Raw genomic sequence first — 18567 nt, 5'->3', positions numbered from 1 at the left:
CCGGTGGCCGGGACCGCCGGGAGGGCGGGGGCGTCCGGGCGGCGCGGGACGCCCTGGAGTGCCCTGGCCCCCTAGAAGGCCAGTGCCTGGGCCCGGCGGCGGACCTCGGTCCCCCTGTTCTCGGTGAGCGCCTCCACCGGCGTCCCCGGCAGCGTGTCGTCGGCGGTGAACAGCCAGCGGATCGTCTCCACGTCGTCGAACCCGGCGTCCGACAGGAGGGTGAGCGTGCCGGGCAGCCCCTTGATGACCTGGCCGTCCTTGATGAAGGCCGCCGGGACCATCGGCTCGCCGCCCCGGCGGACCGCGAGGATCCGGTGCTCGTGGATGAGCTGCTTGATCCGGTTGGGCTTGATCCCGAGCCGTTCGGCGGTCTCGCGGAGGGTGAGCCATTCGCCGGCGAGGGCGTCGGTCCGGGGGTCGAGTGCGCTGTCAACGGTTGCGTGCATCTGCGTCACGCCCCCTTGCTACCACGCCTTCGGAAGCCTCAAACCCGCTGGACAGCCGTTGTCCTCCCGCGGCGATCGCCGTCAGCGAACGGCCTGCCGGACGGGGACGTCCGGGTCGGCGATCGCCACCGGGTCCACCGGCGTCCCGGCGGCGATCACCCGCCTCGCCTGCACCAGGTCACGGGGCCGGTCGACGGTGAGGATCGCGTCGAGGCGGTCGCCGGTCAGCCACACCGCCGCCCACTTCGGCCCGGACGGGTCGCCGCGCAGGACGAGCCGCTCGGACGCGGCGTGGTTGCCCGCGTACTGCACCATGCGCCCGAACTGTTCGGACCAGAAGTAGGGGGCGGTGTCGTATCCGGCGTCCTGGCCGAGGAGGGCCGCGGCGGCGGTCTCGGGGGCGTTGAGGGCCGTGTCCCAGTGCTCGACGAGGAGCCGCCGCCCGTACCGCGACGACCACCAGGCGGCGACGTCGCCGACCGCCACGATGTCGGGGCGGAGGGAGCCGGGCTCCTCCGCGCCCTGGTAGACGCGGAACGAGCCGTCGGTGACGACGCCGCGCTCGACCAGCAGGCCCGAGCCGTCCAGCCACGACACGACCGGGCGGACGCCGACGCCGGTCACGACCTCGTCGGCCTCGATCCGCCCGCCGCCGGCGAGCACGAGGCCGCCCGCCTCGACGGCGGCGACCTTCACGCCGGTGCGCAGCTCCACGCCCGCCTCCGCGTACCAGGGGGCGGTCAGCGCGCCCACCTCGGGCCCGATCGCGTTGGCGACCGGGGCGTCGGCGGCCTCCACGACGGTGACGCGGCAGCCCTTCTTCGCGGCGGTGGTCGCGACCTCGGCGCCGATCCAGCCCGCCCCGACGATCACGATCCGGGCGCCCGCGGTCAGCCGGGAGCGCAGGTCGCGGGCGTCGTCGATGGTCCGCAGGACGTGCTGGCGGCCCTGCCCCGGCAGCGTGACCGGGGTGGCGCCGGTCGCGATGACCAGCCCGTCGAACGGCAGGTCGCCCGCCGTGGTCGCCAGCTCCCCGCCGCGTCCGGGCTCGTCCGGCCGCAGCGCGGTCGCGCGCTCGCCGAGCAGCAGCTCGCAGCGCAGCGCGTCCCAGTCGGCGTCGACGGTCGTGTCGTCGGACTCGCCCGCGAGGACGGCCTTCGACAGCGGCGGCCGGTCGTAGGGCCGGTGCCGCTCCGCCGAGACGAGCGTCAGCGCGCCCTCGTACCCCTTGTTCCGCAGGGCTTCCGCGGCGCGCACGCCGGCCAGCCCGCCACCCACGACGATGACCCTCTCCATGAAGGGCAGCCTAATGTGCCGCGATTTTCGCGTGGACACCTGTCCAGGAGCTGGCGCGCTTTACCGAGGTCGTAAGGTGGGAAGCGGATAAAACGACACAGAGCGCGGGAGTCCGGTGCGACCGGGCTGAGAGGGCGGCTGGAACGGGCCGCCGACCGCCAGACCTGATCCGGATCATGCCGGCGAAGGGAGCGCGCATGGAGATCGTGATCGTGGGCGCGGGGGTGATCGGCCTCGGCACCGCCTGGCGCGCCGCCGCGGGCGGCGCGGCCGTCACCCTGGTCGACCCGTCCCCCGCGAGCGGCGCCTCGGCGGTGGCGGCGGGCATGCTCACCCCGGTCAGCGAGTTGACCTACGGCGAGGAGCCGCTGCTGCGGCTCGGCCTCGCGTCCCGCGACCGGTACGGCGCGTTCGTCGCCGAACTGGAGGAGCTGACCGGCCTGGAGACCGGCTACCGCACCGACGGGCTGCTCCAGGTCGCCTTCGACTCCGACGACCTCCGGTACCTCGACGACCTGCGCCGCTTCCAGGAGAGCCTGGGCATCCCCGCGGAGGCGCTGACCGGCCGGGAGTGCCGGCGCGCGGAGCCGATGCTCGCGCCCGGCGTGCGCGGCGGCCTGCTCGCCCCCGAGGACGGCTCCATCGACCCGCGCCGGCTCACCGCGGCGCTGCTGGCGGCGGCGGCGCGGCTCGGCGTCCGGCTGGTCCGCCGGAAGGCCGCGCGGATCGTCGTCGAGGGCGGCGCGGCGGCCGGAGTCGGGCTGGACGACGGCACGGTGCTCCGCGCCGACCGGGTGCTGCTGGCGGCCGGGCCGTGGTCGGGCGACCTCGACGGGCTGCCGCCCGGGATCGTTCCCCCCGTCCGGCCGGTGAAGGGCCAGGTGATCCGGCTCCGCACCCGCGTCCCGTTCCTGCGGCGCACCACCCGCGGCCTGGTGCGGGGCTCGTCGGTCTACCTGGTGCCGCGCGCGGACGGCGAGATCGTCCTCGGCGCCACCCAGGAGGAGCTGGGCTTCGACACGCGGGTCACCGCCGGCGGGCTGTGGGAGCTGCTGCGGGACGCCCGCGAGCTGCTGCCCGGCATCACCGAGCTGGAGTTCGCCGAGGTCACCGCCGGGCTGCGGCCCGGATCGCCGGACAACGCGCCGGTCATGGGCCCCACCGGCCTGCCCGGCCTGTTCGCCGGTACGGGCCACTTCCGCAACGGGGTCCTGCTCACCCCGGTGAGCGCCGACATCCTGGCCGCCATGCTGCTGGACGGCCCCGTCCCCGAGGTCGCCGGGCCATTCGCCCCGGCCCGATTCGAGGTGCCGGCATGAGGGTGCACGTCAACGGCGAGCCGCGCGAGCTGCCCGACGGCGCGGGACTGGCCGAGGCCGTCGCGTCCGTCACCACCGCGCGGACGGGCGTGGCGGCCGCGCTGAACGGCGAGGTCGTCCGCCGCTCCGCCTGGGAGACGACGACGCTGCGGGACGGCGACCGGCTCGAAGTGCTGACCGCCGTGCAAGGGGGGTGACCGCGCATCGAACGGAGCGCAGCGCAGCCGAGCGGACGCGGCGGCCCGCCCCGGACCCGGGGGCGCGGGAGGTCGTCCCCCCACAGGGGACGCGTACAGGGAGGATGAGGGTGGACACCGACACGCTGGTCATCGCCGGGGAGGAACTGGGCTCGCGGCTGATCATGGGGACGGGCGGCGCGCCCAGCATGCACGTGCTGCGGGAGGCGCTGACCGCGTCCGGGACGGAGCTGACCACGGTCGCGATGCGGCGGGTGGACCCGTCCGCGCGCGGCTCGGTGCTCGACGTCCTCGCGGAGTGCGGCATCCGGGTGCTGCCGAACACGGCGGGCTGCTTCACCGCCGGGGAGGCCGTGCTCACCGCCAAGCTCGCCCGCGAGGCGCTCGGCACGAGCTGGGTCAAGCTGGAGGTGATCGCGGACGAGCACACGCTGCTGCCCGACCCGATCGAACTGGTCGAGGCCGCCGAGCAGCTCGTCGACGACGGGTTCACCGTCCTGCCGTACACCAGCGACGACCCGGTGCTGGCGCACCGCCTGGAGCAGATCGGCTGCGCCGCGGTGATGCCGCTCGGCTCGCCCATCGGGTCGGGTCTCGGCATCCGCAACCCGCACAACATCGAGCTGATCGTCGAGCGGGCGAACGTCCCGGTGATCCTGGACGCGGGGCTGGGCACCGCGTCCGACGCCGCGCTCGCCATGGAGCTCGGGTGCGACGCCGTGCTGCTCGCGACCGCCGTGACCCGCGCGCGGCACCCGGAGCGGATGGCCGCGGCGATGCGGCACGCGGTGGAGGCCGGCCGGCTCGCCCGGCTCGCCGGGCGCATCCCGAAGCGCCGCTACGCGCAGGCGTCCTCGCCCTTCGAGGGCCTCGCCACCTCGTAGGCCCTCTAAAGAGTTCCCTGTAGGAATATTCGCTGGACCTGAAATCAGGCGGTCACCACACTGGGTCCGGTTCACCTCGGGCACACGCCGGGACCCGGCACGTTCCTTCGGTGTTCATCGAAACGACCCATACCTAAGGTGCGTGACATGCAGCAGGAGAACCCGGGTCGCGCCGACAAGCGCGCGGTCGCCGCCGCCACCGTCACGGTGGTGCTGTGGGCGTCCGCCTTCGTCTCGATTCGCAGCGCCGGCGCCGAGTACGGGCCCGGCGCCCTCGCCCTCGGCCGGCTCCTGTCCGGGACGGTCGTGCTCGGCGTGCTCTGGCTCGTCCGGCGCGAGGGCCTGCCGCCCAGGGCCGCCTGGCCCGGCATCGCCGCCGCCGGCGTGCTGTGGTTCGGCGCCTACATGGTCGCCCTCAACTGGGGCGAGCAGCTCGTGGACGCGGGCACCGCCGCCCTCGTCGTCAACATCGGGCCGATCCTGATCGCGCTCCTCGGCGGCTGGCTGCTGAAGGAGGGCGTCTCGTCCCGGCTGGTGGTCGGCATGGCCGTGTCGTTCGCGGGCGCCGCCGTCGTCGGGCTGTCGATGTCGGGCGAGGGCCGCGCGTCCGTCGGCGGGGTGCTGCTCTGCCTGGTCGCCGCCGTCACCTACGCGGCGGGCGTGGTGAGCCAGAAGCCCGCGCTGCGGCACGCCTCGGCGCTGCAGTTCACCACGTTCGCGTGCGCGGTCGGCGCGCTCGCCTGCCTGCCGTTCTCCGGCCAGCTGGTCTCGCAGGCCGCCGACGCCCCGGCGAGCGCCACCCTCAACATGGTCTACCTGGGCGTCTTCCCGACCGCGATCGCGTTCACGACCTGGGGGTACGCGCTGGCCCGCACGACCGCCGGGAAGATGGGCGCCACCACCTACGCCGTGCCCGCCCTGGTCGTGGGCATGTCGTGGCTGTTCCTCGGCGAGGTCCCCGGCCTGATCACGCTCGGCGGCGGCCTGCTCTGCCTGGCGGGCGTGGCCGTGTCCCGGAGCAGGGGCCGCGGCGTCCCGCCCGCCACTCCGGAACCGGGCGTCCCGGACGAATCGGCCCCGGGACTCATCGATGCTCATACTCGCGACTGATGAGATCCGCATCGATTCGCCCGTAAACTCGCACCGATGGACACGACGGTCGCAGATCCACTCGTCGGGAAGGTGCTCGACGGGCGCTACCGCATTGAGTCCCGCGTGGCCCGCGGCGGCATGTCCACGGTCTACGTCGCGCGGGACCTCCGCCTCGACCGCATCGTCGCGATCAAGGTGATGCACGCCGGGCTGGCCTCCGACGAGGACTTCGTCGCCCGCTTCATCGGCGAGGCCAAGGCCGCGGCGGCGCTGTCGCACCCGAACGTCGTCGCGGTCTATGACCAGCGCACCGACGGCGAGCACGTCTTCCTCGTCATGGAGTACGTCGCGGGCCGCACGCTCCGCGACGCGCTCACCTCGATCGGCCGGTTCGGGCCGCGCGCCGCGCTGGAGACCATGCAGCCGGTGCTGGCCGCGCTCGGCGCCGCCCACCGCGCCGGCCTCGTGCACCGCGACGTCAAGCCCGAGAACGTCCTCATCACCGAGGACGGCCAGGTCAAGGTCGCCGACTTCGGGCTCGCCCGCGCCGAGACGGCGAGCAAGATGACCAAGACCGGCATGATCATCGGCACGGTCGGCTACCTCGCGCCCGAGCAGGTGCTGTCCGGCAACGCCGACGTCCGCTCGGACGTCTACGCCGCCGGGATCATGCTGTTCGAGCTGCTCACCGGGCATCTCCCCCACCAGGGCGACACGCCGCTCGCCGTCGCGTACAAGCACGTGAACGAGACGGTCCCGCCGCCGTCCAGCGTCGTGCCCGGCATCCCCCGGCGGGTGGACGACCTGGTCACCGACGCGACGAGCCACGACCCGTCCCGCCGTCCGCAGGACGCGAACCAGTTCCACGCCGAGGTCTCCGAGGTGTTCGGCGGCCTGCCCCGCGACTTCGACCGGCGCCTCGAGGAGTCGTCGCGCGGCGGCACCGGCCTGCCGCACCCGCCCGCCCAGGGGCACACCGCCGTCCTCGACCCGCGCACGATGCCGGCCGAGTACGTCCCCCCGACGCGGACCGACCGCGCCATCGGCGCGCTGACCGGCCGCTACGTCCTGGTCGCCATCGGCGCGATCGCCGCGCTCATCCTCGGCTGGGCCGTCTGGTACCAGACGTCGGGCCAGTACGAGCACGTCCCGTCGTCGATCATCGGGATGAAGGTCGCCGACGCCCGCGACCAGTTGGAGTCCGGCGGCCTGGAGGTGCGGACCGCCAAGGCGGTCTACGACGACCGCGTCCACAAGGGCGGCGTCGCCAAGTCCGACCCGCCCGCCGGCGCCCGCGTCGCGAAGGGGCAGACCGTCACGCTCACACCGTCCAGGGGCATCACGCCCCGCGAGGTCCCGGACGTCGAGGGCAAGAGCCTCGCCGACGCCAGGAAGACGCTGGAGGACAAGGGCTTCACCGTCGGCCGGACGAGCACGAGCCCCTCCCAGACCGTGGCCAAGGACAGGGTCATCGGCACCGACCCGGAGCCCGGCGAGAAGCAGTCCCCGGACGACCCCGTCGCCGTCGTCGTCTCCAGCGGCATGTCCATGCCGGACCTCGTCGGCCAGAACGGCGACGCCGCCGCCAACCAGCTGCGCTCCATGGGCCTGAACGTCAACGTTCAGAAGAAGCAGGTGGCCGGCAAGGAGCCGAACACCGTGATCAGCCAGACCCCGTCCGAGGGCACCGGGGTGTCCCGAGGCGACGAGGTCACCCTCGTGGTCAACAAGCGCGACTGCATCGTCGACGCGGGCCCGTTCCAGTTCGGCTGCGACGACGGCGGCGACGAGCGCATCCCGGTGCCCGACATGACCAACCGCACCGTCGGCGAGGCGAGGAAGGCGCTGAAGGAGTCGGGTTTCAAGGTCAACGTGACGGGCTTCGGCGGCGACCGCGTCCGCTTCCAGTCCCCGTCCAGCGGCGAGGCCCCGCGTGGCTCCACGGTCACGATCGTCCGGGGCCCGTGAGCGGCTAGGCTGAACGCGCCATGACGAACAACCCCGTAGGGGCGCATGTCCCCGTGGCCGGCGGCCTGGCCACCGGCGGACTGAAGTACGCCGCCCAGATCGGCGCCGAGGCGATCCAGGTGTTCGTCGCGAACCCGCGCGGCTGGGCCCTCCCCGAGGGCAGGCCCGCCGAGGACGCGAAGCTCCGCGAGCACGGCCTCCCCGTCTACGTGCACGCCCCGTACCTGGTCAACTTCGGCTCCCCCACCCCGGAGACCCTGGCCAAGTCGATCGCGACGGTCCGCCACTCCCTGACCCGCGGCCTCGCCATCGGCGCCCGGGGCGTCGTCGTCCACACGGGCTCGTCCGTGAGCCAGACCTACGACGAGGCGATGGCGCAGGTCCACGAGCACGTCCTGCCGCTCCTGGAGGAGATCCCGGACGACGGCCCGGACCTCCTCCTGGAGCCCATGGCCGGCCAGAACAACATGCTCTGCGCCACGGTCCAGGACCTGGGCCCGTTCCTCGAGAAGCTGGAGCACCACCCGAAGCTGGGCGTCTGCTTCGACACCTGCCACGCCTTCGCCGCGGGCCACGACCTGGCGGCCCCCGGCGGCGCCAAGCAGACCCTCGACGCCCTGGTGGCCACGGTCGGCGAGGGCCGCCTCAAACTGATCCACGCCAACGACTCCAAGGACCCCTGCGCCTCCGGCCGGGACCGCCACGAGAACATCGGCGCCGGCCGGATCGGCGAGCAGCCCTTCGCCGACCTCTTCACCCACCCGGCCGCCAGGGGCATCCCCTTCCTCATAGAAACCCCGGGCCGAGCCCCCGAACCCCACGCGAACGACATAAGAACCCTGAAACGCCTACGCGACACCTGATCCCCACCGGTCGGCCCGCCCTGAGCACCCCACGCCGCCATACCGCGGCCACTAAGCGACGATGCCCGCCGGCCCCTGGCCACGCGACGGCCGGACTTGCCGCGCCCGAGACGCGCCACCGACCACCGGCAGACGCCCGCACAGACGCAACGATTCCGCAGCGACCGCAACCGGCTGGTGCAACGACGCCGACCGGCGGCCCAGCCCGCAACGACCCCGACCGTCGCGATTGCGTCCGAAGGCAGGTTCGAGCCTGCGAGAAACCTGATCGCGCAGCGAGCCGCAAGGCGAGCCGGAGCGACGCAGCGATCGCACGTTCTTCCGCCGAAGGGAGGGCCCCCAGGGCCCGACCGCCAAGGAAGAACAAATGAAAACGACTCGGGCGCCGCTGAACAACCCCCCGACTGTTCAACGACGCCCGAGCCACAGGCCACCGGATCCCACCCCCCCGGTACGGGATCCGGCGACTCCGATCCGGCTGTGCCGGATCTCCGGGATTTGCTGTTGTGGGAGGTCTCGCGGCCGGGGTGCCGGCCGCCCGCGCCTCCGGGTGGCGGTGTGGCTTGTGGTGCCACTGAGAACACTAGACGCGCGGTGCGGGCGGGCGGCACCAGGAAAACGCGGTCTTCGTTAAGCGGTACGTAGCCGGAGATGTGCGTAGCGTAGTCATGCGACGAGCGGTCGGTGCGGCGGGACGAGCGGTCGCGCGGGAACGGTCCACGCGGGACGGGTGCCGTTCGTAGATGAATCACGGGCGTTCAGCGGGCGGGTGCGTCCTCGGGGAGGTGCAGGCGTCGCAGCGCTCGGTCGGTGTGGCGGGGGACGCGGCGGCGGGTCAGCGCGGAAACGGCGATCATGGCGGCGAACGCGGCCGGTGCGATGAGGAGGGCGGGCTGGGTGAGGACGGCGTCCGGCCAGCCCGGCGGGGCGCGGTGGAAGAGGCCGGTGACGCCGGCGGAGACGGCGAGGCCGCCGCCGAGGAGGAGGCCGGCGGCGGCGCCGGCGGGGGTGAGGCCCCGCCACCAGATGCCGAGGACGAGCAGCGGGCACAGCGAGCAGGCGGACACGCCGAGGGCCGTGGTGACGAGGCCGGCCGCGCCCCGCGGGCCGAGGGCGGGCAGGAGCGCGAGCGGCGCGGCGAGCGCGATCACGACGCCGGCCCGGAACGCGGCCGCGCCGCCGCGGCGGAGGCACTGCGAGATCGTCCCGCCGATGGCCACGGCGAGGCCGCAGGACGTGCAGATGAAGGCGGCGAAGGCGGCGGCGGCGGCGAACGCGGTGAGCAGCGTGCCGGGCGGCCCGCCGATCGACCGCCGCGGGAGCAGCAGGACGGCGGCGTCGGTGTCGCCGGTCACGAGGAGGTCGGGGGCGTAGGCGCGCCCCAGGGTCCCGTAGAGGATGGGGAACACATAGAACAGGGCAAGGAGGACGGGCACGAGCGCGGCCGTGCGGCGCGCGGCGACGCCGGACGTGTTGGTGTAGAAGCGCATGAGGATGTGGGGTAACCCCATCGTGCCCAGCAGGACGCCCAGCATCGCCGAGTAGGTGCGGTAGAGCCCGTGCTCCTCGCCGCGGCCGAGCGGCGTCGCCCACGTCGCGCCGTCCTGGACGGGGAGTCCCTCGGCGTGCGGCACCCGCGCGCCGCCGGGGAAGACCACGACGGTGTCGCGGCCGACGGCGTGCCGGCCCTCGCGGAGCAGTACCGCCTCGCCGTGGCGGGGGACGCCGTCCACGCGTCCTCGCGCGGTGACGGTGACGGGCGCGGAGACGGTGACGGTGACGTCGGCCCGGACGTGGACGCGCGTGGTGTCCTCGAACCGGGGGACGCCGTCGCCCAGCGGGCCGGGCCCCCTGGCCATGTGCCACATGCCGAGCAGCGCGACGGCGGGCACCGCGACGGCGACCAGTTTCACCCAGAACTGGACGGCCTGGACGGCGGTGATGCTGCGCATGCCCCCGGACAGCACGAGCGAGAGGGTGACGGCGACCACGACGGCCCAGCCCGTCCAGGCGGGGGCGCCGGTCAGCGCGCGCAGCGCCGCGCCCGCGCCCTGGAACTGGGGCAGCAGGTAGAACCAGCCGACGAAGCAGACGCAGGCGGTGACGACGCGGCGGACGCCGCGGGAGCCGAGCCGCCACTCGGCGAAGTCGGAGATCGTGTAGGCGCCGGAGCGGCGCAGCGGCGCGGTCACGAACGCCAGCAGCAGGACGTATCCGGCGGTCGCGGCGACGGGGAGCCACAGCGTGTCGGCGCCGTAGGCGAGCACGAGCCCGGCGCCGCCGACGAAGGTGGCGGCGGAGATGTACTCGCCGCTGATCGCGGACGCGTTCCACCAGGGGGTGACGCCGCGCGAGGCGACCAGCAGGTCGGACGTGGTGCGGGCGGGCCGGCTCACCGGCGGCCCATCGCCCGTTCGGCCCGCTCGGCCCGTCTGAGCTGGCGGAACGCGATCGCGACCCAGACCGGCTGGACCCCGAACGCCAGCACGGCCCAGAGCAGCGGCACGCCGTGCACGCGCGCGTGCGCGACCGCCGGGACGAGCGCCAGCAGCGGCAGGCCCGCCAGGACGGCCAGGACGATCGCGCCGGTGCCGAGGGCGGCCCGCAACTGGGCGCGGACCAGGGCGCGCGCCTCGGCGGGCCCCGAGGCCGGCACGCCGGCCTCGTACGCGGCGGACGAGGGCGGCCCGGTATGGACGGGGTCGGCGTCCGGCGGGTCGGACGCGTCGCCGGACGGCGGGGCGCTCTCCCCCGGCGCGGCGCTCTCCCCCGGCGCGCACACGCGGGCACACGCCCCGGCGGACACCGCCACCCGCCGTTCACCGTCCATCGCGGGTCTCCCGCGCCTCGTCCGCGTCCGGCTGGTGGAACTTGCGGACGAGCCGGTCCCGCACCTCGCGGGTGTGCCGGCGGCTGACCTGCAGCAGCTCGTCGCCGATCCGGACGGCGGCGCGGCCGCCGTCGAACCGCACCTCGGTGATGTGCGCGCACGCGACCAGGGTGCTGCGGTGGATCCGGATGAACCCCGCGGCCTCCCACCGCTTGGTCAGCGCCGACAGCGGCATCCGCACCAGGTACCCGCCGTCGGCGGTGTGCAGCCGGACGTAGTCGCCCTGCGCCTCCACGTGCGTCACCGTCCGGCGGGAGACGAGCCTGGTCCGCCCGCCGAGCTCGACGGGGATCAGCTCGTCGTCGGGGTCGGGCCGATCGGCGGCGGGCGGGCCCGTCCGGTGCACGGCCTCGGCGACCCGGCGGACCGACTCGGCCAGCCGCTCCGGCCGGACGGGCTTCAGCAGGTAGTCGAGCGCGCCGAGCTCGTAGGCGGTGACGGCGCAGTCGTCGTGCGCGGTCACGAACACGACGTGCGGGGGCGCGGTGAACCCGGTGAGGAGCCGGGTGAAGTCGAGCCCGTCGAGCCCCGGCATCCGGATGTCCAGGAACACGGCGTCGAGGCGCTCGCCCTCCACGAGCCTGCGGCTCAGGTCGCGGAGCGCCGACGAGGCGTCGCCCGCGCCGGTGACCTGCCCGATCCGCGGATCCTGGCGGAGGAGATAGGACAGCTCCTCCAGGGCGGGCCGTTCATCGTCGACGGCGAGGACGTGAAGCATGAGGGCGACTTTGCCGCGATTACCGTCCGTTCGCAATCGATTCCAAGAAGTGAGTTCGGTGTCGCGGGGCGGGGACTCACTCCGGAAAAACCCCCGGACGGTACTTCGGAACGCGCAACCTCACCTTGGTCCCGGCGCCGAGCGCTGTCTCGACGGTGATCCCGTACTCGTCGCCGTAGACGCGGCGCATGCGCTCGTCGACGTTCGCGAGGCCGATGCCGGGGTCGGCGCGCCCGTCCCGCCGGCCCCGGGCCGCCACGCCGCCCCAGCCGGCCGGGCCGGGCCCGCCGAGCGGGGCGGACAGGATCTCCTGGAGCCGCTCGGGGTCCATGCCGACGCCGTCGTCCTCGACGCTGATCGCGGCCTCGGCGCCCGAGTCGCGGGCCGCGATCGTGATGTGGAACGGCCCGCGGCCCCCCGCCATGCCGTGCCGGACGGCGTTCTCCACGAGCGGCTGCAGGGCCAGGAACGGAACGGCGACGGGCAGCACCTCCGGCGCGACCTCGACGTCGCACCGCAGCCGCTCGCCGAATCTGGCCCGTTCCAGCAGCAGGTACCGGTCGATGGAGCGCAGCTCGTCGGCGAGGGTGGTGAAGTCGCGGGGGTTGCGGAAGGAGTAGCGGGCGAAGTCGGCGAAGTCGAGCAGCAGGGCGCGGGCCCGGTCGGGGTCGGTGCGGACGAACGAGGCGATCGTGGTGAGCGAGTTGTAGACGAAGTGCGGGGAAATCTGGGCGCGCAGCGCCCGCGTCTCGGCCTCGCCGAGCCGGATGCGGGCCATGTCCAGCTCGGCGAGCTCCAGCTGGCCGGCGGCGAGCCGGGCGGCCTCGCCGACCGCGCGGACCCGCGCCGCCGACGCGGTCCGCCAGTAGGCGGTGAGCGTCCCCTCCACCCGTCCCCCGACGGTGAGCGGCGCGGTCAGGGCCGCCCGGACGGGGCAGCCCGGGTCGGCGCAGCCGACCGGCTCGGGGGCGCCGACGCGGGGACGTCCGGACGCGAGCACGGGCAGCGCGTGCTGGACGGCCTCCGCCGCGTGCGCGCCGCCGCACGCGCCGTCCCAGGCCAGCAGGCGCGGCGCGGCCGGGGCCCGGTCGCCGCCGTCCGCGCCGTCCGCGCCGTCCGGATCGCCCTGGACGGCCGGGGGCCGCACCGCGACCAGCGCGACCGCCTCGGCGCCGAGCAGCGGCCGCAGCCAGCGCGCCGCCTTGCGCGCCGTGTCGGCGGTGAGCCCGGCGCGCAGCGGCGGCGCCGCGCGTGCGATCTGGTGCAGGGCCGCGAACGCCGCCTGCTCGGCCGGGTCGGCGGGCGCGCGCCGCCGCAGGCGCAGCCACCGGCGCAGCGTCCAGCCCCCGGAGGAGGCGCCGGCGACGGTGGCGTGCGCCGCGACATCGGCGACGGACGGTAGGATCATGGCGACTTACGGTAACATCCGGCGTCCCCGGCGGTCCGGTCGTTGCCCATTTACGGGCGGCCTCGGATGGTCCGTCCGGTCACCGGCGCCGCACGGCCGTCACAGGGGCGGCGACTCGCCGTCGTCCTCCTGGTAGGAGTAGCGCTGCTCCCGCCACGGGTCGGCGACGTTGTGGTAGCCGCGCTCCTCCCAGAAGCCGCGCCGGTCCTGCACCAGGTACTCGACGCCGCGGACCCATTTCACGCTCTTCCACGCGTACAGGTGCGGGACGACGATGCGGAGGGGGAAGCCGTGGTCGGCGGTCAGCCGCTCGCCGTCGTGGTGGGTGGCGAACACCGTCCCGTCGGCGAGGAAGTCGGTCATCCTGATGTTGGCGCTGTAGCCGTACTCGGCCCAGACCATCACGTGCGTGACGTCCGGCGCGGGCGGCGCCAGCTCCACGATCGCCGTGCCGGGGACGCCCTTCCACGCGTTGCCGGGGATCGTGAACTTGGTGACGCAGTGGAAGTCGGAGACCGACCCGGCCTTCGGGAGCGCGTCGAACTCGTCCCAGGTCCAGCGGTGCTGCCCGCCCGACTCGGTGGCGCCGAAGACCCGGAAGTCCCACGACTCGGGACGGAACTTCGGCACGGGGCCGTAGTGGAGGACGGGCCAGCCCCGGGGGACGTACTGGCCCGGAGGCAGGTCCCGCGGCTGCGGCAGCGAAGGCTCGGGGTGGGTCATGACGCGGCCATCCTGCCATCCGGCGTGAGCTGAGCCATATTCGGGGGCGGTGCAGAACCGGGTCCCGGACATCGGCTACGCTTGGGCCCGTGCGCAACGTCGTCTATTTCTTTTGGTACGGCCAGCCCGGGCGGCTGGTCTGCCAGACGCTGCGCTGACAGACCACGGAACGAGAAGCCCCGGGCCACTGCGGCCCGGGGCTTTCGTCGTTTCCGGGGTTGGCCCCGGGGCCCACCGGGGTTCCCGGGTGAAACAGGAGAGGCAGCACACGCATGGTCGTCGTCATGGCCCCGGAGGCCAACGAAGCGGATATCAAGGCCGTCGTCTCACTGGTCGAGACGGCGGGGGGTGACGCATTCGTCAGCCGCGGCGTGGAACGGACCATCGTCGGGCTCGTCGGCGACGTCCAGCAGTTCGGCTCGCTGAACCTGCGCGGGATGCGCGGCGTCACCGACGTGATCCGCATCTCGGCGCCCTACAAGCTGGTGAGCCGGGAGAACCACGCCGAGCGCTCGGTCGTCCGGGTCGGCGGCGTGCCGATCGGCCCCGGCACCATGACGCTGATCGCCGGCCCGTGCGCGGTGGAGACCCCCGAGCAGACGCTCGGCGCGGCGCAGATGGCGCAGGCGGCGGGCGCGGCGCTGCTGCGCGGCGGCGCGTTCAAGCCGCGCACGTCGCCGTACGCGTTCCAGGGCCTCGGCGAGGCCGGCCTGCGCATCCTCGCGGACGTGCGGGAGGAGACGGGCATGCCGATCGTGACGGAGGTGGTGGACGCCGCCGACGTCGACCTCGTCGCCTCGTACGCGGACATGCTGCAGATCGGCACCCGCAACGCGCAGAACTTCGCCCTCCTGCAGGCCGCCGGCGAGTCCGGCAAGCCGGTCATGCTGAAGCGCGGCATGAACGGCACGATCGAGGAGTGGCTGATGGCCGCCGAGTACGTCGCGCAGCGCGGCAACCTCGACATCGTGCTGTGCGAGCGGGGCATCCGCACGTTCGAGAAGGCGACCCGCAACACCCTCGACATCTCCGCGGTCCCGGTGGCGCAGCGCCTCTCCCACCTGCCGGTCATCGTGGACCCGTCGCACTCGGGCGGCAGCCGCGACCTCGTCCTGCCGCTGACCCGCGCCGCGGTCGCGGTCGGCGCCGACGGCGTGATCATCGACGTGCACCCGCACCCGGAGACCGCCCTCTGCGACGGCCCCCAGGCCCTGGTGGACGGCGACCTGCGCGAACTGGCCAAGCTCGTCCGCGACCTGCCCCCCGTCGTCGGCCGCACCCTCACGGCGTCGATTGCTTCGCCCTCGGCGGTCGGGCGCTAGAGCGCCCTCCCTTCCACGGGCGAAGCGGCGATCGCTGCATCGCTTCGGCTCGCCTTGCGGCTCGCTGCGCGATCAGGTTCTCGCTTCGCTCGAACCTGGCTTCGCACTCGATCGCAACGCTCAGGTCGTCCCCCACGATGACGCCCCGGTATCGTCCCTTTCGTGGCTTACTGGGTTTCTGATTGCGGACCGCCGCGCTCCTGACGGGGCGCGGCGACCGCACCTGCGGCGAACGGTGACGCGGCCCGGCGCGAACGCGCCCGGCCGCGTCCTCCTGCGCCCCGGATCCGGATGTTCTCTCCCGATTCGAGCCCAGGAGCTTCTCCCGTGTCACGCAACACGTTCATTCGGTTCGGCGGCGGCGCCGACGTCCTGCTGGCGGCCTCCCTGTGGGGGACGACCGGGACGGTCCGCACCTTCGCCGGCGGCGCGTCCGCGCTCTCGGTCGCCGCGATCCGCATCGTCGTCGGCGGCCTGGTGCTGCTCGCGGTCGCGGCCTGCACGCGCCGCGGCGCCGGGCTGCGCCGGCTGCTCGGCGACCGCCGCAACCTCCCGCTGATCGGCCTCGGCGCGGTCGCGGTCACCGTGTACCAGACGGCGTTCTTCGTCGCCGCCGGCCGCACCGGCGTGGCGGCCGGCACGGTCGTCACGATCGGCAGCGCGCCCGCGTTCGCCGGCGTGATCGGCCTGCTCGCCGGGCGGTCGCGCCCGACCGGCCGCTGGGTGGCGGCGACCGCCGGGGCCGTCGCGGGCTGCGCGCTGCTCGTCGGGGGCGGCCGGGACGCGGGCGTCGAGCCGGCCGGCATCGCGCTGGCGCTGCTGTCCGGGCTGTCGTACGCGGTGTACGCGACGGTGGCGTCCGTCCTCATCACCCGGGGCGAGGAGGACCGGGCCGTCGCCGGCGCGCTGTTCGGCGCGGCGGCCGTCCCGCTGCTCCCGGTCCTGTCCACCGGCTCGTCGTGGCTGCTCACCGGGTCCGGCGCGCTGATCGCCTGCTACCTCGGCGTGGTCACCACGGGCGGCGGCTACCTGCTGTTCGCGCGGGGCCTGCGCACCACCCCGGCCGCGACCGCGACGACGCTGACGCTGGCGGAGCCGGCGGTCGCCGCGGCGCTCGGCACGGTCCTGCTGGGCGAGCGGCTGGGCGGGCTCGCCCTCGGCGGCCTCGCGCTGCTGGCGGCGAGCCTGGTCGCGGCGATCGCGCCGGCCCGGCGGGAACGCGGCGGTAACAAATTGGTCTGAACCATTGGCCGGAGCGGGCTCGGCGAGGATGATGTCCGGCATGACTACGGGCGATGGTGACGCCGGGGGGCGGCTGTTCCCGGAGGATCTGGACGGCGTCGACCCGGTCGCCGCGGTGATGCTCGCGGACGCGTGCCGCGCCCTCACCGCCTACCCGGAGCTCGTGGCCGTGGGCACGCTGTTCACGGCCGCCGAGCGCGTCCCGGGCGGCTGGCAGGTCGTGTGCCCGTGCGACCCGCTGCCGCAGGGCGCGCGCGAGCTGCTCGGCGGACGGCTGGAGGACCTGGCGGCGCTCGCCGGCGGCGCGCCGGAGCGCGAGCTGCTCGCGGCGGCGCGCACGCTGCGGCGCGGACCGGTGGACGAGGTGGCCGCGGCCGGGCGGCGGTTCCGGATCGCGCGGATCGAGCAGCTCGTGCGGACCGGCCCGGACGGCCCCGAGCCGCCCCGGCCGACGGACCTCGACCCGCTGCCCGCGGGCCGCGGCGCCGCGCCCGCCCGGCCCTTCGAGCTGCTGCCGGAGGACGGCCCGGCGTCGGACTTCGCGACCGCCGAGCTGCTGTGCCAGGTGCTGGACGCGGCTGCGGCGGCGGGCAACGAGCCGACCGGCGCGTTCCTCACCCCGGTCGCGCTGGCGCCCGCGTTCACGGTGGCCGAGCGCAGCGAGCGGCGCTGGCGGCCGGTCGGCCGGCTGCACGAGGCCCCGCAGCAGGCCCGCGACGCGCTGATCACCTACTTCCGGCACGTGGTGCCGGCGGTGGAGAGCCCGGGCGAGGCCGACATCGCCCGGTTCGCCGAGGCGGCGGAGCTCATGGAGGACGAGACCCGCCGCAACGGGATCGCGGTCGCCGGGCGCCGGTTCCGCATCGTCCGGATCGAGCGCATCACCCTGATGGGCCCCGACGGCCCCGAGCCGCCGCGCCCGACCGACTTCGACGCGCGCTGATCAGGAGGCCGGGTCGCCGTAGGCGGGGCGGTGCTCCTGGACGGAGGCGGCGAGCTGCTCGGCGAGCTCGCCGGCGTCGAGGCGCTTCTCGATCCGGTGCAGGTCGTCGATCTTGGCCTTGGTCTCGGCGCGGCGGGGCGCGAGCATGCTGCAGCAGTCCTCGTCGGGCAGCTCGGAGATCGACAGCGTCCGGATGCGGCGCGCCTGGTCCATGATCTCGACCTTGTCCATGCCGACGAGGGGCCGCAGGATCGGCAGCTCCACGGCGTCGTCCAGCGCGGTGATGTTGGTGAGCGTCTGGCTGGACACCTGGCCGAGCGCGTCGCCGGTGATCAGCGCGCCGCCGCGCAGCCGGCGGGCGAGGATCTCGCCGGTGCGCAGCATGAGGCGGCGCTGCGCGATCACCGCGAGCCGCTCGGCGCCGGACGACTTGATCTGCTGCTGCGCCTTGCCGAACGGCACGACGAACAGCCGGGACCCGCCCTGGAACTTGTCCAGCTCGCGGACCAGCGCGTACGCCTTGTAGATCGACTCGGGGCCGGTGAACGGCATCCCGGAGAAGTGCAGGTAGTCGACGCGCAGGCCGCGGCGCATCATCCGGTACGCGGCGACGGGCGAGTCGATGCCGCCGGACATGAGGACGAGGGCGCGGCCGCTCATCCCGACGGGCAGGCCGCCCTGGCCGGGCAGGCCGCCGGAGTAGACGAACACCTCGTCCCGGTCGACCTCGATCGACAGGGTGTGCGCGGGGTCCTTGAGCTTGACGGGCTGCCCGTAGCGCTCGGCGACGAGCCCGCCGATGTGCCGGTCGAGCTCGGTGGACGTCATCGGGAACCGCTTGTCGCGGCGCCGGGACCGGACGGCGAACGTGCCGGTGCGGCCGTCCATGAGCTCCAGGGCGGCGCGCTCGACGCTGGCGAGGTCCTTGCCGACCAGCCAGGCGCGGTGCGCCCACACGATGCCCATGACGTCGGTGATCCGCTGCGCGACCCGCTCCATGGTGGCGAGGTCGGCGTCGTGCTTGCGGACGATGAACACGCCGTGGCGGCGCACGACGTCGACGCGGGCGATGGGGCGGACGGCCAGCCGGACGTTGTCGGCCAGCCGGCGTTCGAACTGCTCGCGGTTCTTGCCCTTGAGGACGACCTCGCCCAGTTTGAGCAGCACGCACGGCTCGCCGTCGACCGGCGGCTGCTCCCGGACGTCCGCCGGCGCGGTGTCGAGCGTGGTCATGCGTGATCCTCCTGGCGGGAACA

The 18567-nt window shown here is 74.5% G+C and carries 17 protein-coding genes and 1 riboswitch; of the genes, 9 read left to right on the top strand and 8 right to left on the bottom strand.

The features are described from left to right. Positions 1–71: 71 nt before the first annotated feature. Together SM611_RS24455 and SM611_RS24450 are read right to left on the bottom strand one after the other, a co-directional pair. On the bottom strand, positions 72–446 hold the full coding sequence (locus SM611_RS24455) for an Rv2175c family DNA-binding protein (RefSeq protein ID WP_371952243.1): 375 nt from the start codon (positions 444–446) through the stop codon (positions 72–74). Positions 447–527: 81 nt separating this feature from the next. After that, positions 528–1742 (bottom strand): NAD(P)/FAD-dependent oxidoreductase, encoded by a 1215-nt coding sequence (locus SM611_RS24450; RefSeq protein ID WP_371952242.1) that lies wholly within the window; start codon positions 1740–1742, stop codon positions 528–530. A gap of 94 nt (positions 1743–1836) precedes the next feature. Beyond that, positions 1837–1950, top strand: a riboswitch (TPP riboswitch). Between SM611_RS24450 and thiO the strand changes: the two genes are divergently transcribed. The 6 genes from thiO to SM611_RS24420 all read left to right on the top strand — a co-directional run bounded on the left by thiO (position 1940) and on the right by SM611_RS24420 (position 8065). After that, complete coding sequence (gene thiO, locus SM611_RS24445; RefSeq protein WP_371952241.1) at positions 1940–3061, top strand: glycine oxidase ThiO; 1122 nt, start codon at positions 1940–1942, stop codon at positions 3059–3061. Its footprint overlaps the riboswitch before it by 11 nt. After that, a complete protein-coding gene (gene thiS, locus SM611_RS24440; RefSeq protein WP_371952240.1) occupies positions 3058–3258 on the top strand; it encodes a sulfur carrier protein ThiS in 201 nt (66 codons plus the stop codon). The genes thiO and thiS overlap by 4 nt, the downstream gene beginning before the upstream one ends. Positions 3259–3362: 104 nt before the next feature. Next, complete coding sequence (locus SM611_RS24435; RefSeq protein WP_371952239.1) at positions 3363–4142, top strand: thiazole synthase; 780 nt, start codon at positions 3363–3365, stop codon at positions 4140–4142. A gap of 147 nt (positions 4143–4289) precedes the next feature. Then, complete coding sequence (locus tag SM611_RS24430; RefSeq protein WP_371952238.1) at positions 4290–5252, top strand: DMT family transporter; 963 nt, start codon at positions 4290–4292, stop codon at positions 5250–5252. Between the two features lie 36 nt (positions 5253–5288). After that, complete coding sequence (gene pknB, locus SM611_RS24425; RefSeq protein WP_371952237.1) at positions 5289–7202, top strand: Stk1 family PASTA domain-containing Ser/Thr kinase; 1914 nt, start codon at positions 5289–5291, stop codon at positions 7200–7202. Positions 7203–7222: 20 nt separating this feature from the next. After that, positions 7223–8065 (top strand): deoxyribonuclease IV, encoded by an 843-nt coding sequence (locus SM611_RS24420; RefSeq protein ID WP_371952236.1) that lies wholly within the window; start codon positions 7223–7225, stop codon positions 8063–8065. A 758-nt stretch (positions 8066–8823) separates the two neighbouring features. Here SM611_RS24420 and SM611_RS24415 read toward each other — a convergent pair. From SM611_RS24415 to SM611_RS24395, 5 genes are all read right to left on the bottom strand, one after another. After that, positions 8824–10461, bottom strand: coding sequence for a sodium:solute symporter family transporter (locus SM611_RS24415; protein ID WP_371952235.1), 1638 nt, complete (start codon positions 10459–10461; stop codon positions 8824–8826). After that, a complete protein-coding gene (locus tag SM611_RS24410) occupies positions 10458–10895 on the bottom strand; it encodes a DUF485 domain-containing protein (RefSeq protein WP_371952234.1) in 438 nt (145 codons plus the stop codon). The genes SM611_RS24415 and SM611_RS24410 overlap by 4 nt, the downstream gene beginning before the upstream one ends. Continuing rightward, positions 10885–11673, bottom strand: coding sequence for a LytR/AlgR family response regulator transcription factor (locus tag SM611_RS24405; RefSeq protein ID WP_371952233.1), 789 nt, complete (start codon positions 11671–11673; stop codon positions 10885–10887). The genes SM611_RS24410 and SM611_RS24405 overlap by 11 nt, the downstream gene beginning before the upstream one ends. A 76-nt stretch (positions 11674–11749) precedes the next feature. Then, the gene (locus tag SM611_RS24400; RefSeq protein ID WP_371952232.1) at positions 11750–13081 is read right to left on the bottom strand and encodes a histidine kinase; all 1332 of its coding nucleotides are present in this window, start codon (positions 13079–13081) and stop codon (positions 11750–11752) included. 99 nt (positions 13082–13180) lie between these two features. Then, positions 13181–13804 carry a sulfite oxidase-like oxidoreductase gene (locus SM611_RS24395; protein ID WP_371952231.1) on the bottom strand — a complete coding sequence of 208 codons (624 nt, stop codon included), beginning with the start codon at positions 13802–13804 and terminating at the stop codon, positions 13181–13183. Between the two features lie 272 nt (positions 13805–14076). Between SM611_RS24395 and aroF the strand changes: the two genes are divergently transcribed. The 3 genes from aroF (at position 14077) to SM611_RS24380 (ending at position 17311) form a co-directional block, all read left to right on the top strand. Continuing rightward, a complete protein-coding gene (gene aroF, locus SM611_RS24390; RefSeq protein ID WP_371952230.1) occupies positions 14077–15126 on the top strand; it encodes a 3-deoxy-7-phosphoheptulonate synthase in 1050 nt (349 codons plus the stop codon). A 327-nt stretch (positions 15127–15453) separates the two neighbouring features. Then, positions 15454–16368, top strand: coding sequence for an EamA family transporter (locus SM611_RS24385; protein WP_371952229.1), 915 nt, complete (start codon positions 15454–15456; stop codon positions 16366–16368). Between the two features lie 40 nt (positions 16369–16408). Beyond that, entirely contained in the window at positions 16409–17311 is a 903-nt protein-coding gene (locus tag SM611_RS24380; RefSeq protein WP_371952228.1) for a DUF5954 family protein, read from the top strand. On the opposite strand, the gene thiI is transcribed toward SM611_RS24380, so the two are convergent. Continuing rightward, positions 17312–18544 (bottom strand): tRNA uracil 4-sulfurtransferase ThiI, encoded by a 1233-nt coding sequence (gene thiI, locus SM611_RS24375; RefSeq protein ID WP_371952227.1) that lies wholly within the window; start codon positions 18542–18544, stop codon positions 17312–17314. Positions 18545–18567: the final 23 nt, after the last annotated feature.

Source organism: Actinomadura monticuli (assembly GCF_041463655.1).
Lineage (GTDB): Bacteria > Actinomycetota > Actinomycetes > Streptosporangiales > Streptosporangiaceae > Spirillospora > Spirillospora monticuli.
Note: the sequence above shows the minus strand (reverse complement) of the source record. Positions and strands in the feature narration are given on the sequence as shown.

Bases quoted from the DNA above. Each gene is read 5' to 3' on its own strand.
- SM611_RS24400 (WP_371952232.1), bottom strand. From the start codon at position 13,081: ATGATCCTACCGTCCGTCGCCGATGTCGCGGCGCACGCCACCGTCGCC.
- SM611_RS24395 (WP_371952231.1), bottom strand. From the start codon at position 13,804: ATGACCCACCCCGAGCCTTCGCTGCCGCAGCCGCGGGACCTGCCTCCG.
- SM611_RS24405 (WP_371952233.1), bottom strand. From the start codon at position 11,673: ATGCTTCACGTCCTCGCCGTCGACGATGAACGGCCCGCCCTGGAGGAG.
- SM611_RS24410 (WP_371952234.1), bottom strand. From the start codon at position 10,895: ATGGACGGTGAACGGCGGGTGGCGGTGTCCGCCGGGGCGTGTGCCCGC.
- SM611_RS24455 (WP_371952243.1), bottom strand. From the start codon at position 446: ATGCACGCAACCGTTGACAGCGCACTCGACCCCCGGACCGACGCCCTC.
- SM611_RS24420 (WP_371952236.1), top strand. From the start codon at position 7,223: ATGACGAACAACCCCGTAGGGGCGCATGTCCCCGTGGCCGGCGGCCTG.
- aroF (WP_371952230.1), top strand. From the start codon at position 14,077: ATGGTCGTCGTCATGGCCCCGGAGGCCAACGAAGCGGATATCAAGGCC.
- thiI (WP_371952227.1), bottom strand. From the start codon at position 18,544: ATGACCACGCTCGACACCGCGCCGGCGGACGTCCGGGAGCAGCCGCCG.
- SM611_RS24450 (WP_371952242.1), bottom strand. From the start codon at position 1,742: ATGGAGAGGGTCATCGTCGTGGGTGGCGGGCTGGCCGGCGTGCGCGCC.
- SM611_RS24430 (WP_371952238.1), top strand. From the start codon at position 4,290: ATGCAGCAGGAGAACCCGGGTCGCGCCGACAAGCGCGCGGTCGCCGCC.
- SM611_RS24380 (WP_371952228.1), top strand. From the start codon at position 16,409: ATGACTACGGGCGATGGTGACGCCGGGGGGCGGCTGTTCCCGGAGGAT.
- pknB (WP_371952237.1), top strand. From the start codon at position 5,289: ATGGACACGACGGTCGCAGATCCACTCGTCGGGAAGGTGCTCGACGGG.
- SM611_RS24435 (WP_371952239.1), top strand. From the start codon at position 3,363: ATGAGGGTGGACACCGACACGCTGGTCATCGCCGGGGAGGAACTGGGC.
- thiO (WP_371952241.1), top strand. From the start codon at position 1,940: ATGGAGATCGTGATCGTGGGCGCGGGGGTGATCGGCCTCGGCACCGCC.
- thiS (WP_371952240.1), top strand. From the start codon at position 3,058: ATGAGGGTGCACGTCAACGGCGAGCCGCGCGAGCTGCCCGACGGCGCG.